This window comes from Bradyrhizobium manausense (genome assembly GCF_018130615.1).
GTDB lineage: Bacteria > Pseudomonadota > Alphaproteobacteria > Rhizobiales > Xanthobacteraceae > Bradyrhizobium > Bradyrhizobium manausense_A.
On record NZ_JAFCKB010000028.1, the window covers coordinates 26301 to 42254 of the forward strand.

The 15954-nt window shown below is 64.5% G+C and carries 15 protein-coding genes; 13 read left to right on the top strand and 2 right to left on the bottom strand.

Annotated elements, in window-relative coordinates; genetic code table 11:
• The first annotated feature begins 81 nt into the window (after positions 1 to 81).
• The 6 genes from JQ587_RS33870 (at position 82) to uxuA (ending at position 6367) form a co-directional block, all read left to right on the top strand.
• Positions 82 to 888 carry a FadR/GntR family transcriptional regulator gene (locus JQ587_RS33870; protein WP_212428235.1) on the top strand — a complete coding sequence of 269 codons (807 nt, stop codon included), beginning with the start codon at positions 82 to 84 and terminating at the stop codon, positions 886 to 888.
• Between the two features lie 90 nt (positions 889 to 978).
• A complete protein-coding gene (locus JQ587_RS33875; RefSeq protein ID WP_212428275.1) occupies positions 979 to 1938 on the top strand; it encodes a sialic acid TRAP transporter substrate-binding protein SiaP in 960 nt (319 codons plus the stop codon).
• 132 nt (positions 1939 to 2070) lie between these two features.
• On the top strand, positions 2071 to 2649 hold the full coding sequence (locus JQ587_RS33880) for a TRAP transporter small permease (RefSeq protein WP_212428236.1): 579 nt from the start codon (positions 2071 to 2073) through the stop codon (positions 2647 to 2649).
• A gap of 4 nt (positions 2650 to 2653) precedes the next feature.
• Positions 2654 to 4060 (top strand): TRAP transporter large permease, encoded by a 1407-nt coding sequence (locus JQ587_RS33885; RefSeq protein WP_212428237.1) that lies wholly within the window; start codon positions 2654 to 2656, stop codon positions 4058 to 4060.
• Positions 4057 to 5106: an L-idonate 5-dehydrogenase gene (locus JQ587_RS33890; protein WP_212428238.1), complete on the top strand. Its 1050-nt coding sequence runs from the start codon at positions 4057 to 4059 to the stop codon at positions 5104 to 5106. Before JQ587_RS33885 ends, JQ587_RS33890 begins: the two co-directional genes overlap by 4 nt.
• Before the next feature lie 70 nt (positions 5107 to 5176).
• Complete coding sequence (gene uxuA, locus JQ587_RS33895) at positions 5177 to 6367, top strand: mannonate dehydratase (protein WP_212428239.1); 1191 nt, start codon at positions 5177 to 5179, stop codon at positions 6365 to 6367.
• A gap of 152 nt (positions 6368 to 6519) precedes the next feature.
• On the opposite strand, the gene JQ587_RS33900 is transcribed toward uxuA, so the two are convergent.
• The gene (locus JQ587_RS33900) at positions 6520 to 7458 is read right to left on the bottom strand and encodes a LysR family transcriptional regulator (RefSeq protein WP_212428240.1); all 939 of its coding nucleotides are present in this window, start codon (positions 7456 to 7458) and stop codon (positions 6520 to 6522) included.
• Between the two features lie 212 nt (positions 7459 to 7670).
• On the opposite strand from JQ587_RS33900, the gene JQ587_RS33905 reads away from it, so the two are divergent.
• Genes JQ587_RS33905 through JQ587_RS33930 form a run of 6 tightly spaced genes read left to right on the top strand, consistent with a single transcriptional unit; the run spans position 7671 to position 13565 of the window.
• Positions 7671 to 8750 carry an ABC transporter ATP-binding protein gene (locus JQ587_RS33905; RefSeq protein WP_212428241.1) on the top strand — a complete coding sequence of 360 codons (1080 nt, stop codon included), beginning with the start codon at positions 7671 to 7673 and terminating at the stop codon, positions 8748 to 8750.
• A gap of 35 nt (positions 8751 to 8785) precedes the next feature.
• Positions 8786 to 9499, top strand: coding sequence for an HAD family hydrolase (locus tag JQ587_RS33910; RefSeq protein WP_212428242.1), 714 nt, complete (start codon positions 8786 to 8788; stop codon positions 9497 to 9499).
• Positions 9500 to 9514: 15 nt separating this feature from the next.
• A complete protein-coding gene (locus JQ587_RS33915; RefSeq protein ID WP_249154656.1) occupies positions 9515 to 10822 on the top strand; it encodes an NAD(P)/FAD-dependent oxidoreductase in 1308 nt (435 codons plus the stop codon).
• A 28-nt stretch (positions 10823 to 10850) separates the two neighbouring features.
• On the top strand, positions 10851 to 11897 hold the full coding sequence (locus tag JQ587_RS33920; protein ID WP_212299137.1) for an ABC transporter substrate-binding protein: 1047 nt from the start codon (positions 10851 to 10853) through the stop codon (positions 11895 to 11897).
• 28 nt (positions 11898 to 11925) lie between these two features.
• Positions 11926 to 12783 carry an ABC transporter permease gene (locus tag JQ587_RS33925; RefSeq protein ID WP_249154657.1) on the top strand — a complete coding sequence of 286 codons (858 nt, stop codon included), beginning with the start codon at positions 11926 to 11928 and terminating at the stop codon, positions 12781 to 12783.
• Positions 12780 to 13565 (top strand): ABC transporter permease, encoded by a 786-nt coding sequence (locus JQ587_RS33930; RefSeq protein WP_212428244.1) that lies wholly within the window; start codon positions 12780 to 12782, stop codon positions 13563 to 13565. Before JQ587_RS33925 ends, JQ587_RS33930 begins: the two co-directional genes overlap by 4 nt.
• A 178-nt stretch (positions 13566 to 13743) precedes the next feature.
• On the opposite strand, the gene JQ587_RS33935 is transcribed toward JQ587_RS33930, so the two are convergent.
• Positions 13744 to 14394, bottom strand: coding sequence for a TetR/AcrR family transcriptional regulator (locus JQ587_RS33935; protein ID WP_212428245.1), 651 nt, complete (start codon positions 14392 to 14394; stop codon positions 13744 to 13746).
• 212 nt (positions 14395 to 14606) lie between these two features.
• Between JQ587_RS33935 and JQ587_RS33940 the strand changes: the two genes are divergently transcribed.
• Positions 14607 to 15944, top strand: a complete 1338-nt coding sequence (locus tag JQ587_RS33940) for an MFS transporter (protein WP_212299134.1) — start codon at positions 14607 to 14609, stop codon at positions 15942 to 15944.
• Positions 15945 to 15954 lie beyond the last annotated feature (10 nt).

The window sequence follows — 15954 nt, forward strand, 5'->3', positions numbered from 1 at the left end:
AATTGGTAAGACCAATTTTCCAAAATTGGCGGGCCGCCGGGCAGGAAGCCTTCCCGGCGAGACCCTTTCGGGGAGGCCAGCGTGCCGCTGGAAGCTGTGGAGGCGAGACGGCTTTATCGCCAGGTCGCCGATCAATTGCGAAGCCTGATCGACAGCGGCGAGTACGCGGTCGGCAGCCGCTTGCCGACCGAGCGCGAGCTCGCCGATCAGCTCAAGGTGTCGCGGCCGACGGTGCGCGAAGCCCTGATCGCGCTCGAGGTGGAGGGGCGCGTCCGCATCCGCGTCGGTTCAGGCATCTACGTGACCGAGCCCGCGGACGCTGCGCCGGCGCCGTCCGCCGTCATCGAGGGACCGTTCGAGCTGCTGCGCGCCCGCGAATTCCTGGAAAGCGCGATCGCCGAGCAGGCCGCGCGGGTGGCGACCGGGGACGACGTCGCGCGCATCGACGCCGCGCTCGTCGCGATGGAGAATGTCGAGCACCCCGGCGAAGCCTCGATGGTCCATGACCGTGCCTTCCATATCGCGATCGCCGGATGCCTCGGCAATGCCGTGCTGGTGCGCGTGGTCGGCGAACTGTTCGACCAGCGCCTCAATCCCTATTTCGCGCAGCTTGCGCATTACTTCGAAAATCCGGGGACGTGGCGCACTGCGCTCGACGAGCACCGCGCCGTGCGCGATGCCATTGCGGCGCGCCAGCCGAAGGCGGCCCGCGACGCCATGCGCGATCATCTTGCGCATTCGCAGGAGCGCTTTGCGCAGAACTTTGGCGCCGAATCCGCCGCAGCACCGCCCTCGACGCGGAAGCGGACGGCGCGGTCCGACGCGCAGCCGGCGAAACCAAAACGACCGTCGAAGACCCGGGCCAAAAGCTGCGGCGCACGACGGTGATGAGATTGGGCGGCTCGCCTCGATTATGAGGCGGGTGAACAAGAAGCAGACTTAGTCAGTGGAGGATATTCAGTGTTGAAGAAAACGACGATGGTGCTGGCGATGTCGGTCGCCGCAATGTTTGCGACGAGCCAGGCCAGCATGGCGCAGACCAAGCTGAAATGGGCGCATGTCTACGAGACCTCGGAGCCGTTCCACACCGCTTCGGTCTGGGCCGCACAGGAGATCGGCAAGCGCACCAATGGGCGCTACCAGATCGACGTCTATCCGGCCTCCCAGCTCGGCAAGGAAGCCGACATCAACCAGGGCCTCTCGCTCGGCTCGGTCGACATCATCATCTCCGGCTCGAGCTTCGCGGCAAAGAGCTTCGCGCCGATCGGCGTGACCTATTATCCCTACACCTTCCGCGATGCCGATCATCTGCTCGCCTACACCAAGAGCGACATCTTCAAGGAGCTCGCCAAAGGCTATGAGGACAAGAGCGGCCACCATATCGTCGCGGTGACCTATTACGGCGTGCGCCAGACCTCGTCGAACAAGCCGATCAAGACCTGCGCCGACATGAAAGGCCTGAAGATGCGCGTGCCCGACGTGCCGGCCTACCTCGCCATGCCGCGCGCCTGCGGCGCCAACACGGCGCCGATCGCGTTCGCCGAAGTCTATCTCGCGCTTCAGAACGGCACCGTGGAAGCGCAGGAGAACCCGCTGACCACTATCGAAGCCAAGAAGTTCTACGAGGTGCAGAAGCACATTGTGCTGACCGGCCACATCGTCGACCACCTCAATACGGTGGTCGCGGGCGCGCTCTGGAAGAAGCTCAGCGACGAGGACAAGAAGATCTTCACCGACGTCGCGCAGGAGGCCGCGGCCAAGGCGACCGAGGAGATCAAGCAGAACGAGGCCAAGCTCGTCGCCTTCTTCAAGGAGAAGGGCCTGACCGTGACCGAGGTCGACAAGAACGAGTTCCGCGACACCGTCCTCAAGAACGTCTCGTTCGAGACCTTCGGCTATCGCAAGGCCGATTGGGAGCGGATCCAGGCGGTCAAATAATTTGCGCCGTCGTTCCGGGGCGACGCGTAAGCGTCGAACTACGGTGCGCAATTGCGCACCTGGGAACCTCGAGATTCCGGGTTCTCGCTTCGCGAGCCCCGGAATGACAGTAGGAGCTTAAGGAGTAACCACATGTCGACCGCCGAAGTGCACCGGCAGATCACCGGAGACGAAATCGCCCATACTTTCGAGGAAGAGGCGACGCCGAAGGTCGATCTCGGCATCTACGCTTTCGAGGATTGGGTGGCGCTGGCGATCTTCTGGGTGATGGCGCTCGCCGTTTTCCTGCAGTTCTTCACCCGCTACGTGCTCAACGATAGCTACGCCTGGACCGAGGAGATCGCGACCTACTGCCTTATCGGCGTGGTCTTCATCGGCGCTTCGATGTGCGTGCGGTTGTCGCGGCACATTCAGGTCGATCTGATCTACCGTTATCTGCCCCATGTCGTCGCGAGAACTTTGTCGACCGCGATCGACATGATCCGGATCGCCTTCTTCGGCTACGCCATCAAGCTGGTCTGGGTCTACATCCAGATCATCGGCGACGAGTCCATGACCACGATCAACTTTCCCAAGAACTACGTCTACTACGCCGTGCTGCTCGGCTTCGTGCTGATGTTCGCGCGCTCGCTGCAGGTCGCACTGCAGCATCTGCGGCAGGGCTATTCGATCCTCGAACGTCCCGGCGCCTACGACGGTTTTGAAGGGTAACGCTATGCTATTGTTGCTTGGGGGCTTCCTCATTCTGATGCTGCTCGGCGTTCCCGTGGCGATTGCCATGGCCGCGTCGTCACTGCTCTACATCCTGGTCAGCGGCGTGACGCCCGACGTCACGCTGGCACAGCGCATGATCGCGGGCGTCGAGAGCTTTCCGCTGCTCGCCGTGCCCTTCTTCATCCTGGCCGGCAATCTCATGAACATCGCCGGCGTCACCGGGCGCATCTACAAATTCGCGGTCGCGCTGGTCGGCTGGATGCGCGGCGGCCTCGGCCATGTCAACATCATCGGCTCGGTGATCTTTTCCGGCATGTCCGGCACCGCGATCGCGGATGCGGCCGGTCTCGGCACCATCGAGATCAAGGCGATGAAGGATCACGGCTACACCACCGAATTCTCGGTCGGTGTCACCGCGGCCTCCGCGACCCTCGGCCCGATCATCCCGCCGTCGTTGCCCTTCGTGATCTACGGCATGATGGCGAACGTCTCGATCGGTGCGCTGTTCCTGGGTGGCGTCATTCCCGGCATCGTCATGACGCTGCTGATGATGGCCACCGTCACCTATTTCGCGCACAAGAACAAATGGGGCAGCGACACGCCCTTCTCCTGGCCGCAGCTCGGCTCGGCCGGCCTCGAGATCGCCATCGTGTTCTCGTTCCCGCTTGCGATCTGGCTGATGACGCTTGCCGGCCTCTCGACCAACGTCGCGGTCGTCATCGGTCTCGGTGCGCTGCTCGCGATCGACTGGTATTTCGACTTCTCGGCGGTGATGGCGCTGATGGCGCCGGTGATCCTGATCGGCGGCATGACGCTCGGCTGGTTCACGCCGACTGAGGCTGCCGTTGCCGCCGTGATCTGGTCGCTGTTCCTCGGCCTCGTGCGTTACCGCACCATGACCCTGAAGACGGTGGCGAAGGCGACCTTCGACACCATCGAGACCACGGCCTCGGTGCTGTTCATCGTTACGGCGGCCTCGATCTTTGCGTGGCTGCTGACGGTGTCGCAGGCCGCCCAACTGCTCTCGGACTGGATGCTCAGCATCACCCACAACAAATGGGTGTTTTTGGCACTCGCCAACGTCCTGATCCTGTTCGTCGGCTGCTTCATCGACACCACGGCAGCGATCACCATCCTGGTGCCGATCCTGCTGCCGATCGTGCTCAAGCTCGGCATCGACCCGATCCATTTCGGGCTGATCATGACGCTGAACCTGATGATCGGCCTGCTGCATCCGCCGCTCGGCATGGTGTTGTTCGTGCTCGCCCGCGTGGCAAAGCTCTCGGTCGAACGTACGACGGTCGCGATCCTGCCCTGGCTGGTGCCGCTGCTGATCGCGCTGATCGCGATCACCTACATTCCTGATCTCACCCTCTGGCTGCCGAAATACATGGGACTTTCCAAATGACATCCACCGCTTTCGCCGCAACCCTGTTCGGCCCCGAAGACCTGCGCATGATCGAGCATCCGCTCGACAAGCTCGCTGACGGCATGGTGCGCATCCGCTTCGGTGCCGGCGGCATCTGCGGCTCGGACATGCATTACTTCCGCCACGCCCGGACCGGAGATTTCGTGGTGAAATCGCCGCTGGTGCTCGGTCACGAGATTTCGGGCCAAGTCGTGGAGATCGCGGGCTCCGCAGCCAACCTGAAGGTTGGCGACCGCGTCGCCGTCAACCCGTCCCGCTGGTGCGGCCAATGCGTTGCCTGCCGCGAGGGCCGGCAGAACCTCTGCGAAAATATCTACTTCATGGGCTCGGCATCCAAGACGCCACACATGCAGGGCGGCTTTGCCAGCCATTTCGACGCGGTCCCGGCACAGTGCGTGAAGATCCCGGACCATGTCTCCTATCAGGCCGCAGCCCTGGCCGAGCCGCTCGCGGTCTGCCTGCACGCGGTCGCGCGCGCCGGCAACATCGAGGGCAAGCGCGGCATCATCTTTGGCGCCGGCCCGATCGGACTGCTGACCATGCTGGCCGCGCACCGCGCCGGCATGGCCGATGTCACGGTGGCCGACATTGCGCCGGCGCCGCTGGCCTTCGCCACCCGGCTCGGGGCGTCGCATGTCGAGAACGTCTCGGGCGGCGAGGAAGGGCTTAAGGCGCAGGCCGCCTCGCGTCCTTACGACGTCGCGTTCGAGGTCTCGGGCACCGCCGCGGGTCTTGCCAGCGCCATCGGCATCGTCAGGCGCGGTGGCGTCGTGGTGCAGATCGGCAATCTGCCGGGTGGCCAGATCCCGACGCCGTCGAATGCGGTGATGGCGAAGGAGATCGATCTGCGCGGCTCGTTCCGCTTCGGGCTCGAATTCATGACGGCGGTGGAACTCATCAGCGCCGGCAGCGTCGATGTGCTGTCGCTGGTCACCGCCGAGCGGCCGTTGTCGACCGCGCCGGATGCGCTGCGGCTGGCGCTCGACCGCTCGCAGAGCGTCAAGGTCGTGCTGACCGCGAACTGATTCTTGTTTTGACGCGTTTTCTTTACGCCAACCGGTGCCCACTTCGCTCGAAAACGCTTTTGGAGAACTCATGATGCTCGAAGGTTGGCGCTGGTACGGGCCCGATGATCCGGTCTCGCTCGATGATGTCAGGCAGGCCGGGGCGAGCGACATCGTCTCGGCGCTGCATCAGGTGCCGATCGGCGAGGCCTGGACGCGCAAGGCGGTCGAGGAGCGCAAGAACCTTATCGAGAACGGCCAGCCCGGCCGTTCTCAACTGACCTGGTCGGTGGTGGAATCGATCCCGATTCCCGACGACGTCAAGCGGCTCGGCGGAAAAGCGACCAAGTCGATCGAAGCCTGGATCGCGAGCCTGGAGGCGGTGGCGGCGTCCGGCATCAAGGTCATCTGCTACAATTTCATGCCTGTCGTCGATTGGTGCCGCACCGATCTGGAATGGGAATTGCCAAACGGCGCCCGCGCCATGCGCTTCGACCAGGACCGCTTTGCGGCCTTCGAGCTGCATATCCTCAAGCGGCCTGCTGCCGTGCAGGAATATTCGTCCGAGCAGCAGGCGCGCGCAAAGGCGCTGTTCGAGAAGATGAGCCAGGCCGATATCGACTATCTCGTCATGGTGATCGCCAGCGCATTGCCGGGATCGACCACGGAGCCGATGACCATCCCGCAATTCCGCGACCGGCTCGAGACCTATCGCGACATCACGCCAAAGATCCTGCGCCAGCATCTCGCCGAATTCCTCGCGCGCGTGACGCCGGTCGCCGAGCAGCTCGGTGTGTCGCTGACGCTGCACCCTGACGATCCGCCGCGTCCGCTGTTCGGCCTGCCGCGCATCGCGTCCTCCGCGGACGACTATAAGGCGCTGTTCGATGCGGTGCCGTCCAAGGCCAACGGCATCTGCCTGTGCACGGGCTCGCTCGGCGTGCGCGCCGAAAACGATCTGCCTGCGATGGCCGAACGGTTCGGGCCGCGCATCGCCTTTGCGCATCTGCGCGCCACCAAGCGCGAGGCCGACGGCTTGTCGTTCTACGAGTCGGATCATCTCGACGGCGACGTCGACATGGTTGCAGTGCTCAAGGCGCTGCTGAAGGAGAATGCGCGGCGCGCGCCCGACGAGCAAATCGTGTTCCGGCCCGATCACGGCCACCGCATGCTCGACGATCTCGCCGCCACCAAGCGCACCAATCCCGGCTACACCGCGATCGGCCGCCTGCGCGGGCTCGCCGAGCTGCGCGGCGCGATCCGCGCGATCGAGCATCGGTGAGTTCTTCGCCTCTCCCGCTTGCGGGGAGAGGCCGGATTGCATCGAAGATGCAATCCGGGTGAGGGGGACTCTGCGCGAGTCCAACTCTCACCGCGCCCGCGGAGAGTCCCCCTCACCCCGACCCTCGCCCCGCTTGCGGGGAGAGGGAGCAACTAATAGCACGCAGCCATCGCGCCGAGCTTCGGATAGAGCTTGTCGATCGCGGCGATCTCGCTGTGCATCTGCGCGATGATCCAGTCGCGGATCTCGGCGGCGATCGGGCGCATCGGACGGTTGCGCGGCGGCAGGAATTCGCAGATGCGGCGCGTGGTGGTGAGCGTGTCGGACGCCGGGACGAGTGCGCCGGTCAATAGCCAGTGCGAGGCGACAGTGAGCCAGCCGAGCGCGATGCCCTGGCCGAGCAGGGCGGCCTGCACCACGACGGCATAGTCAGTGAAGCTCAGCGCCTTGGCCGCGCCGCGCCGCCCGGTGAGCAGTGACGAATAATCCGCCGCCCAGTCGCCCGGGGTCTCGGCCAGGCGGATGATGGTGTTGCCTTCGGTAGGATCGGTCTCGCCGAGATAGGTCGGGCTGCACATCGGCAGCATGACTTCCTTCATCACCAGCGTGCCGCCGGACGACGGCTCCTCGCGATCGCGAAAGCGCATGCCGAGGTCGACATTGTCGACCGGCCCGCGCAGCGCGCCGGAGATCAGCTGGAAGCGCAGATCGACCTGCGGGAATTGCTTCTGCAGTTTGTCGATACGCGGCATCAGCCAATGCGTGGTGAAGGCAGAGGAGACCGACAGCGTCACCGTCTCGGTGCCCTTGCGGCGCCGCTCGATCTCGGTGAGGCCGGTCTCGATGCTGCGAAAGCCTTCCAGCACGCGGCGATAGAGCAGCTCGCCTTCCTCGGTGAGCACCGCGCGGCCCGCCTTGCGATCGAACAGGCGGACGCCGAGATGCTCCTCGAATTGTCCGAGCATGCGGCTCACTGCCGGCTGCGTGACGTTCAGTTCGGCGGCTGCGGCCGTGAAGCTGCCATTGCGCGCCGCTGCGTCGAAGACGAACAGGGCGTTACTGGAGGGCAGCATCCGGCGCAGCTCAGGCATAACGTCATGTTATGATTTGCGTGAGAATTTGGCAATTGCCGAGTTTTGCCAAGTCTGGTGTCATCGCCATCACAGCCTAAAGACAGGGTGTTCGGAACGAGGATTTGGTGCGGTGCAGCTACGGCCGCACATGCCCTCAATCGCTGTCTATAAAGCAGGCTTATGGCGCGCAGTGAGGCACGCCATCGCTGGGGATGAGGCGAGGTCGATCGTTGGACAAGCGAGCGGAAAGCGTCGAGATCAGGTCCGCGAGCAAGGCGTATGGCGCCGTTCGCGCCCTCGACGACGTTTCCCTCAGTGTCGGCGCCGGTGAGTTCGTCTCCCTGCTCGGTCCATCCGGTTCCGGCAAGACCACGCTGCTCGGCATTTTGGGCGGCTTCATCCTGCCGTCGTCAGGCACGATCCTCTTCGGCGGCCGCGACGTCACCTACATGCCGCCGCACAAGCGCGACATCGGCGTCGTGTTCCAGAACTACGCGTTGTTCCCGCATATGAGCGTCGGCGAGAACGTTGCCTTTCCCCTGCGCGCGCGTCGCGTGCCGAAAGCGGGCTGGCCCGACAAGGTGCGTGCCGCGCTGAGCATGGTCGGGCTTGCCGGCTATGAAGAGCGCGGCATCGCGCAGCTCTCCGGCGGTCAGCGCCAGCGCGTCGCGCTCGCGCGCGCCATGATCTTCGAGCCGCGGCTGATCCTGATGGACGAGCCGCTGTCCGCGCTCGACAAGCAGCTGCGCGAATCCATGCAGATCGAGCTGCGCGCGCTGCACCGGCGCATCGGCGCCACCATCATCTACGTCACGCACGACCAGCGCGAGGCGTTGACCATGAGCGACCGGGTCGCCGTGATGAAAGACGGCCGGCTGATCCAGATCGACGAACCTGCGCGGCTGCACGATCATCCTGCCGATTCCTTTGTCGCGAGCTTCATCGGCGAAGCGACCATGCTGCCGGTCCGCCGGGTCGATGCGGCCTGCGTCGCGCTCGGCAATGCGCTGCTGCGCAGCGCTCGCGCCATTCCGGACGGCGACGCGCTGATGCTCGCCGTGCACAGCGAAAAGCTCCTGATCGACGACGGCGCGCAGGATGCTGCCTGCAACCGGCTGACCGGCACGGTGACCGACATCGTCTATCAGGGCGAGAGCCTGCGTATCTTCCTGGCGCTCGCCGACGGCATCGCGCTCAGCCTGCGCCAGCCGAGCTACCACCAGGCCTATAGCCGTATTCCGCCGCTCGGCGGCAGCCTCACCGTCACCCTCCACCCCGAGGACACCATCGTGGTGCCCAGGGTGGACTGAACTCAAGCCTTGTTCAACCGAGAGAAGAAACTGATATGTCGACCCAAGCCGCTTTCAGCAATTTCAAGGTTCTCACCTTCGACGTCGTCGGCACCTTGATCGATTTCGAGACCGGCGTGCTCAACGCGGTGCGCAGGATCTCGGGCAAGACGCCGGCCGAGCTCAGCGACGAGCAGATTTTCGAGCCTTACAAGCGCGGCCGCGACAAGCATTACGAGCGCTCCAGCGAGGTGATGTTCCACGTCTATCGCCATCTTGCCACCGAGCTCGGGCTGCCCGCTGACGATGCGTCCTGTGACGTGTTCCAGCTCTCGGTGCTGCGCTGGGGACCGTTCGCGGATTCGGTCGAGGCGCTCAAGCGGCTCCGCACGAAGTTTCGTCTGGTGGCGATGACCAACGCCGATCGTGTCGCGCTGTCCTGCTACGCGCACGCGCTCGGCAATCCCTTCGACGACACCGTGTGTGCCGACGACACCGGCGTCGCGAAGCCGAACCCGGAATTCTTCGCCTACAACAAGGGCCGCCAGTCCGCCTTCGGCTACAAGCAGTCCGACATTCTTCACGTCGCGCAGAGTCAGTACCACGACATCGGGATCGCGCGGAAGCTCGGCTACAAGGTGTGCTGGATCGAGCGCCGCCAGGGCGTCGCGGGCTTCGGCGGCACGCCCGCTGTCGAAACCTTGACCAAGCCGGACTTCCACTTTCCGACGCTGAAGGCGCTCGCCGACGCGGCGATCGGCCCGGCGTAAGAGATGAGCGGCGGCATGACACGGGACTGGAGCGCGCAGCCATCGGCCAATTCGCTGTGGGAAGCCACCGCGGAGCCGGCGCGCGACTTTCCCGTGCTGTCGGGTGAGCACCAGGCGGACGTGGTGATCATCGGTGCGGGCTATACCGGCCTCTCCGCGGCGCACCACATCGCCAAGGACGGTCTGTCTCCGATCGTGCTCGAAGCCAACCGCCCCGGCTGGGGCGCGAGCGGGCGCAATGGCGGCGTGATCACCGCAAAATTCCGCCTCTCGTTCCGCGAGATCGACGCCGCGCACGGCCGCGCCATGGCCAAGCGGATGTACGAGATCGCGCACGAATCGACCGACATGGTCGAGGAGCTGGTGTCCGAATTCGGCATCACCAGCGCCAACCTGACGCGCACCGGCCAGGTCAAGGCCGCGCATAACGAGACGACGCTGCAGGCCGCCATCGACGAAGCCAATTGGATGACGCGCGAGATGGGCTCTGCCGCGGTCCGCATCCTCGACAAGGGTGGCGTGCGCGAGGAGACCGGCTCCGACATCTTTGTCGGTGGCGTGCTCAATCCCGGCTCCGGCGGCATCCATCCGCTGAACTATCTGCGCGGCCTCGCCGATGGCGTGGCGCGCCGCGGCGTTCCGATTTTCCAGGAATCGCCGGTGATCAAGCTGCGGCGGGAGGGCGACGGCGTCGTTGCCGAGACGCCGCAAGGCGCGGTGCGCGCGAAGCAGGCGATCATCGCCACCAACAGCTATTCGAATCTCACAAGTGCGACCGCGCGCATGCAGCGCACGCTGATCCCGTTCCGCAGCGCGCTGATTGCGACCGAAAGGCTGCCGCGCAATCTCGCCGGCAAATTGATGCCGACGGGGCGCACCTACACCGAGACCAAGCGCATGATGCGCTGGTTCCGCATGGTCGACAACCGCGTGATCTTCGGCGGCCGCGGCGCGTTCGGCAAGCAGGACTCGCAAGCGGCCTTCGAGGCGCTGCGCAAGGCGATGGTCGGCATCTTCCCGGATTTGGCCGACGTTCCGCTCGCATACAAATGGTCGGGCCTCGTCGCCATGACGCTGGATTCGGTGCCGCATATCGGCCGGATCGACGACCGCACGCTGGTCTCGATGGGCTACAATGGCGCCGGCGTTGCGATGTCGAGCCTGATGGGCCGCTATCTCGCCGCCTTCGTGCGCGGCGAGACGCCGGATGTCGCGCTGCTCGATGTCAGCCGCATGAAGGCCATTCCGTTCTATCCGCTGCGCGAGCCCGCCGTGCGCATGGTCGCCGGCTGGTACCAGTTTCTCGATGCGATCGGTCGGTGAAATCTCTTTGGTGATGGAGGAGGCGAGAATGACGATGAAGCAGAATTTTGGATTGGGCTGCGCGCTGCTGGGCGCGATCGGATTGACCGGTGCGGCAAACGCCGCCGAGCAGATCACCTTCGTCTCGCAAGGCGGCGCCTATCAGCAGGCGCAGACGGTGGCGATCCTCGATCCTTCCGCCAAGAAGCTCGGCATCACCATCAATCAGGATTCCATTCCCGACGCTTGGCCCGCGATCAAGACGCAGGTCGGCAGCGGCAAGCCGATCTGGGACGTCGTCGACACCCCCACCGGCTATTGCCTGCGCGGCGGCGAGCAGGGGCTGATCGAAAAGCTCGACTTCGCGAAGATCCCGAATGCCGCGGCGATGCCGGAGGCCTATCGCAGTCCCTATTCGGTCTCCTACGAGTTCTATTCCAGTGTTCTCGCCTACAGCCAGAAGACGTTCCCGAAGGACGCGCCGAACAGCTGGGCGGATTTCTGGGACGTCAAGAAATTCCCCGGTCGCCGCGCGCTGCGCAACCATCCGATCGCGACGCTCGAGGCGGCGCTGATGGCCGACGGCGTTGCGCCGGACAAGCTCTATCCGCTCGATGTCGATCGCGCGTTCAAGAAGCTCGAGGAGATCAAGCCGAACATCACGGTGTGGTGGACCTCGGGCGCGCAGTCGGCGCAGCTCCTCAATGACGGCGAGGTCGACATGGAGATGGCCTGGAACGGCCGCGTCAGCGCGGTCGCGAAGGAAGGCGCCAAGGTCACCTTCACCTACAACCAGGGCATCTTGCAGAGCACCTCGCTCTGCATCCTCAAGGGCGCGCCGAATCTGGATACCGCTGTGAAATTCCTCAACGAGGCCGTCGATCCCGTGCACCAGGCCAACCTGCCGCTCAATATCGATTACGGCCCGGGCAATCCCAAGGCGTTCGAGACCAATGTGATCAAGCCCGAGCGCGCCGCGCAGCTCCCCAGCGAGCCCGCGAATGCGGCCAAGCAGGCGCTGATGTCCTACGCCTGGTGGTCCTCGCCCGCGGGCGAAGCCGCCGAGAAGCGCTGGGCGTCGTTCATGCAGAAGTAAGCGAAGCGAGGCAGCGTTGGCGACATCCATGCCAGATCCCTCCCAGAAGCATCAGCGCCGCGAGCACGGCCTGATGCTGGCATTGGTGTCGCCGGCGCTGCTGGTGATCCTGGCTCTGATCGTGCTGCCGGTCGGCTGGCTCGCCTGGCAGTCGATCTACCATGACGGCTTCACGCTGGAGAACTATCGCCGTGTCTTCACCGAGGACATCTACTGGCGCAGTTTTGCGCTGACCTTCGAGATCAGCCTCGCGGTCACCGTGATCTCGCTGCTGCTCGGCTATCCCGTGGCCTATCTCGCCAACGCGGTGCCGAAGGGATGGAGCATTCTGATCCTGGCGCTGGTGGTGCTGCCGTTCTGGACCAGCGTGCTGGTGCGTGCCTATGCCTGGCTGGCGCTGCTGCAGCGCACAGGCGTGATCAACCAGCTGCTGCGCTATCTCGACGTCATTTCCGAGCCTCTGGCGCTGGTCCACAACACCTTCGGCACGGTGATTGCGACCGTGCACATCCTGCTGCCGTTCATGGTGCTGCCGCTCTACGCCACCATGCAGAAGATCCCCGGCGATCTCATGCAGGCCGGCGCCAGCCTGGGCGCAAGTCCGTCGCTGACGTTTGTCCGCGTGTTCCTGCCGCTGTCGCTGCCGGGCGTGCTCGCGGGCTGCACCATGGTGTTCGTGCTCTGCCTCGGCTTCTACATCACGCCCGAGCTGCTCGGCGGCGGCCGCACCGTGATGGTGTCGATGCTGGTGAGCCGCAATGTCGAGCTCTACAACCAGTTCGGCGCGGCGAGCGCCGTCGCCGTGGTGTTGCTCCTCAGCGTGCTCGCGATCTTCTTCGTCGTCAGCCGCTTCATCTCGCTCGATCGCGTGTTGGGGCAGAAATGATGCGCGCCTCGCCCGCACGGATTGCCCTCTATGCGATCAGCGCGCTGGTGCTGGTCTATCTGATCCTGCCTGTGCTGATCATCGCGCCGATCTCGTTCTCAAGCGCGCGCTTTTTGACCTTCCCGCCGCCGTCGTTCTCGCTGCGCTGGTACCAGCAATATTTCGCCAACCCGGCCTGGATGCAGGCAACGCGGGTGACGCTGACGGTCGCGTTCCTGACCGTCCTGATCGCAACGCCGTGTGGCGTTGCCGCCGCCTACGCCATCAGCCAGTCCAAGCTGCGGATCATGCGGATCATCCACATGGCGCTGCTGCTGCCGCTGGTGGTGCCGATCATCATCACCGCGGTCGGCATCTTCTTCGTCTACGCCAAGGTCGGCCTGGTCGCGACCTTGCCGGGCCTTGTGCTGGCCAATGTGATGCTGGGCTTGCCCTATGTCGTCATTTCGGTGCTCGCAGGCCTGCAGAGCTTCGATCCCGCGCAGGAGATGGTCGCGCGCAGCCTCGGCATGAATCGCCTGCGCAGCTTCTTTGCGGTGACGCTGCCGCAGGTCAAGTCCAGCGTGGTCGCGGGTGGCATCTTCGCCTTCATCTCGGCGATGGACGAGACCATCGTCGCGCTGTTCATCTCCGGCGGCCAGTACCAGCCGCTGACCAAGCGCATGTTCACTGCGCTGCGCGACGAGATCGATCCGACCATCGCCGCGATCTCGACGCTGATGACGGCGGCATCGTTCATGCTGGTGCTGCTGGCGAGCGCACGGCAGAAGAGGGCAGGGTAGGGGTTTTTCGTCGTCCTGGCGAAAGCAAGGACCCATTACCCCAGGGAGATGCCGCTACGCGAGCGGGTCACTGCGGGTCTTCGCCAAACTCCATTCGGTGGCGATGGGTCCTGGCTTTCGCCAGGACGACACTGAGCGTGTGGCAGCGGCTTCCGTCAAACGGAGGCGCGCTTTTGCCTCAATCCTTCGCCCCCAGCCACGCCAAAATCATCTCCACGATCTGCCTCCTGCTCTTCGCCAGCACCTTCGGCTCGCTGAGATCCCGGTCGAACAGCGCACCAAAGGTGTGGCGGTTGGCGACGCGGAAGAAGCAGTAGGATGAAATCGCCAGATGCAGGTCGATGGCGTCGACGTCATCGCGGAAGACGCCTTCGGCGCGGCCGCGCTTGAGGATGCCGTCCAGCGTCGCGATCACGCTGGCGTTGAGCTGGCGGAGTTGCAGATTCTGCTTCAGGTGCTTGCCGTGGTGGATGTTCTCGATTGAGACGAGGCGGATGAAGTTCGGATTGCGTTCGTCATGGTCGAAGGTCGCCTCGATCAGCCGGCGCAGTCCCTCCCGGGCGTCGCAGCTGGCAATGTCGAGCTGGTCCTCCAGCGCGCGGATGCTGCGATAGGCTTCCTCGAGCACGGCAAGGTAGAGCTGCTCCTTGCCGCCGAAATAGTAATAGATCATCCGCTTGGACGTGCGCGTGCGCGCCGCGATCGCGTCGACGCGGGCGCCGGAATAGCCCTCCGAGGCGAATTCGGCCATCGCCACTTCGAGGATGTCGCGCTTGGTACGCTCGGGGTCGTTGGTGCGCTTCGAGGGTGGCGGCATGCGCTTGAGCATCACAATTTCTCCCGCCGTTTCTATGGATCACCTTGAAGGTGAAGGCAAATTTCGCCCAATCCGACATCTTTCGGTGTGATCTTGCATAAACGTACTAGTTCGTACATTATGAGATGAAACCAAGGTTGCGGCAACCAAAAGCAAAAAGCGCGGGTACGGCCGGATGGCGTGACGCGAGACGCGACCGACATTGCACACGGGGAGGAATTTTGATGAGCTCGATCTCAACTACATCGCTGCACGCGTCGGCCGGCAAGGAGACCACTCAAAACAAGCTGCCGAAGCGCGCCGCGCTCGTCAGCTTCGTCGGCAGCATGCTCGAATACTACGACTTCTTCATCTACGGCACCGCAGCCGCGCTGATCTTTCCGAAGGTGTTCTTCGCCAATGTCGATCCCGCGACCGGGACGCTGCTTGCGCTGCTGTCGTTCGGCATCGGCTATATCGCGCGCCCCGTCGGCGCCGTCATTCTCGGACATTTCGGCGACCGTATCGGCCGCAAGACCGTGCTGCTGTTCACGCTGGTGATCATGGGCGCCTCGACGCTGGCGATCGGTCTGTTGCCGGATGCCAAGACCATCGGCAACGCGGCGCCCATCATCCTGACGTTGCTGCGCCTGCTGCAGGGCCTGTCGGCGGCCGGCGAGCAGAGCGGGGCGAACTCGCTGACGCTGGAGCATTCCGCCAATTCCAACCGCGCCTTCTTCACGAGCTGGACCCTGAGCGGCACCCAGGCCGGCGCGATCCTGGCGACGCTGGTGTTCATTCCCGTCTCCAGCATGCCGGAAGATCAATTGCTGAGCTGGGGCTGGCGCATTCCGTTCCTGCTCTCGGCGCTGGTTCTGCTGGTCGCCTATCTGGTGCGGCGGACCATGCCGGAAACGCCCGTGTTCGAGGACATCAAGGACAAGGCGCAAGTGGCGCGCTTCCCCGTCATAGCGCTGCTGCGCGACTACTGGCCGGACGTGCTGCGCGTGATCGTCTGCGCCTTGATCGCGACCGTCAGCACGCTGACCGCCGTGTTTGCACTCGGCTATGCCACCAGCAAGTTCGGCGTGGCGCGCCCGACCATGCTGTGGGCAGGCGTGCTCGGCAACGTCACCGCGCTGTTCGCGCAGCCGCTCTGGGCCTTGCTCGCCGACAGGATCGGCCGCAAGCCGGTGTTCATCGGCGGCGTGCTCGGCTGTGCCGTGCTGCTGTTCCCTTACTTCATGCTGGTGACCTCCGGCAGCACGCCCGCGATCTTCGCCGCTGCGATCGGCCTCTACATCATCTACTCCGCACCAAACGCGATCTGGCCGTCGTTCTACGCAGAGATGTTCGAGGCGCGCGTGCGCTATTCCGGCACGGCGATCGGCACCCAGCTCGGCTTCCTTGCCGCCGGCTTCACGCCGCTGGTGAGCGCGAGCCTCGTCGGCGAAGGGCCGACCGGCTGGATTCCGGTCGCGATCTTCGTCGCCGGCTGCTGCGTCGCCTCGGCGGCAGCCGCAATGACCGCGCACGAAACCCACAAGGTCGACATCGCCGACCTCGGCAAGCGGCGCGCGTAGGCTCAGGACA

Bases quoted from the DNA above. Each gene is read 5' to 3' on its own strand.
- JQ587_RS33875 (WP_212428275.1), top strand. From the start codon at position 979: ATGGTGCTGGCGATGTCGGTCGCCGCAATGTTTGCGACGAGCCAGGCC.
- JQ587_RS33880 (WP_212428236.1), top strand. From the start codon at position 2,071: ATGTCGACCGCCGAAGTGCACCGGCAGATCACCGGAGACGAAATCGCC.
- JQ587_RS33885 (WP_212428237.1), top strand. From the start codon at position 2,654: ATGCTATTGTTGCTTGGGGGCTTCCTCATTCTGATGCTGCTCGGCGTT.
- JQ587_RS33890 (WP_212428238.1), top strand. From the start codon at position 4,057: ATGACATCCACCGCTTTCGCCGCAACCCTGTTCGGCCCCGAAGACCTG.
- uxuA (WP_212428239.1), top strand. From the start codon at position 5,177: ATGATGCTCGAAGGTTGGCGCTGGTACGGGCCCGATGATCCGGTCTCG.
- JQ587_RS33900 (WP_212428240.1), bottom strand. From the start codon at position 7,458: ATGCCTGAGCTGCGCCGGATGCTGCCCTCCAGTAACGCCCTGTTCGTC.
- JQ587_RS33910 (WP_212428242.1), top strand. From the start codon at position 8,786: ATGTCGACCCAAGCCGCTTTCAGCAATTTCAAGGTTCTCACCTTCGAC.
- JQ587_RS33915 (WP_249154656.1), top strand. From the start codon at position 9,515: ATGACACGGGACTGGAGCGCGCAGCCATCGGCCAATTCGCTGTGGGAA.
- JQ587_RS33920 (WP_212299137.1), top strand. From the start codon at position 10,851: ATGACGATGAAGCAGAATTTTGGATTGGGCTGCGCGCTGCTGGGCGCG.
- JQ587_RS33925 (WP_249154657.1), top strand. From the start codon at position 11,926: ATGCCAGATCCCTCCCAGAAGCATCAGCGCCGCGAGCACGGCCTGATG.
- JQ587_RS33930 (WP_212428244.1), top strand. From the start codon at position 12,780: ATGATGCGCGCCTCGCCCGCACGGATTGCCCTCTATGCGATCAGCGCG.
- JQ587_RS33935 (WP_212428245.1), bottom strand. From the start codon at position 14,394: ATGCTCAAGCGCATGCCGCCACCCTCGAAGCGCACCAACGACCCCGAG.
- JQ587_RS33940 (WP_212299134.1), top strand. From the start codon at position 14,607: ATGAGCTCGATCTCAACTACATCGCTGCACGCGTCGGCCGGCAAGGAG.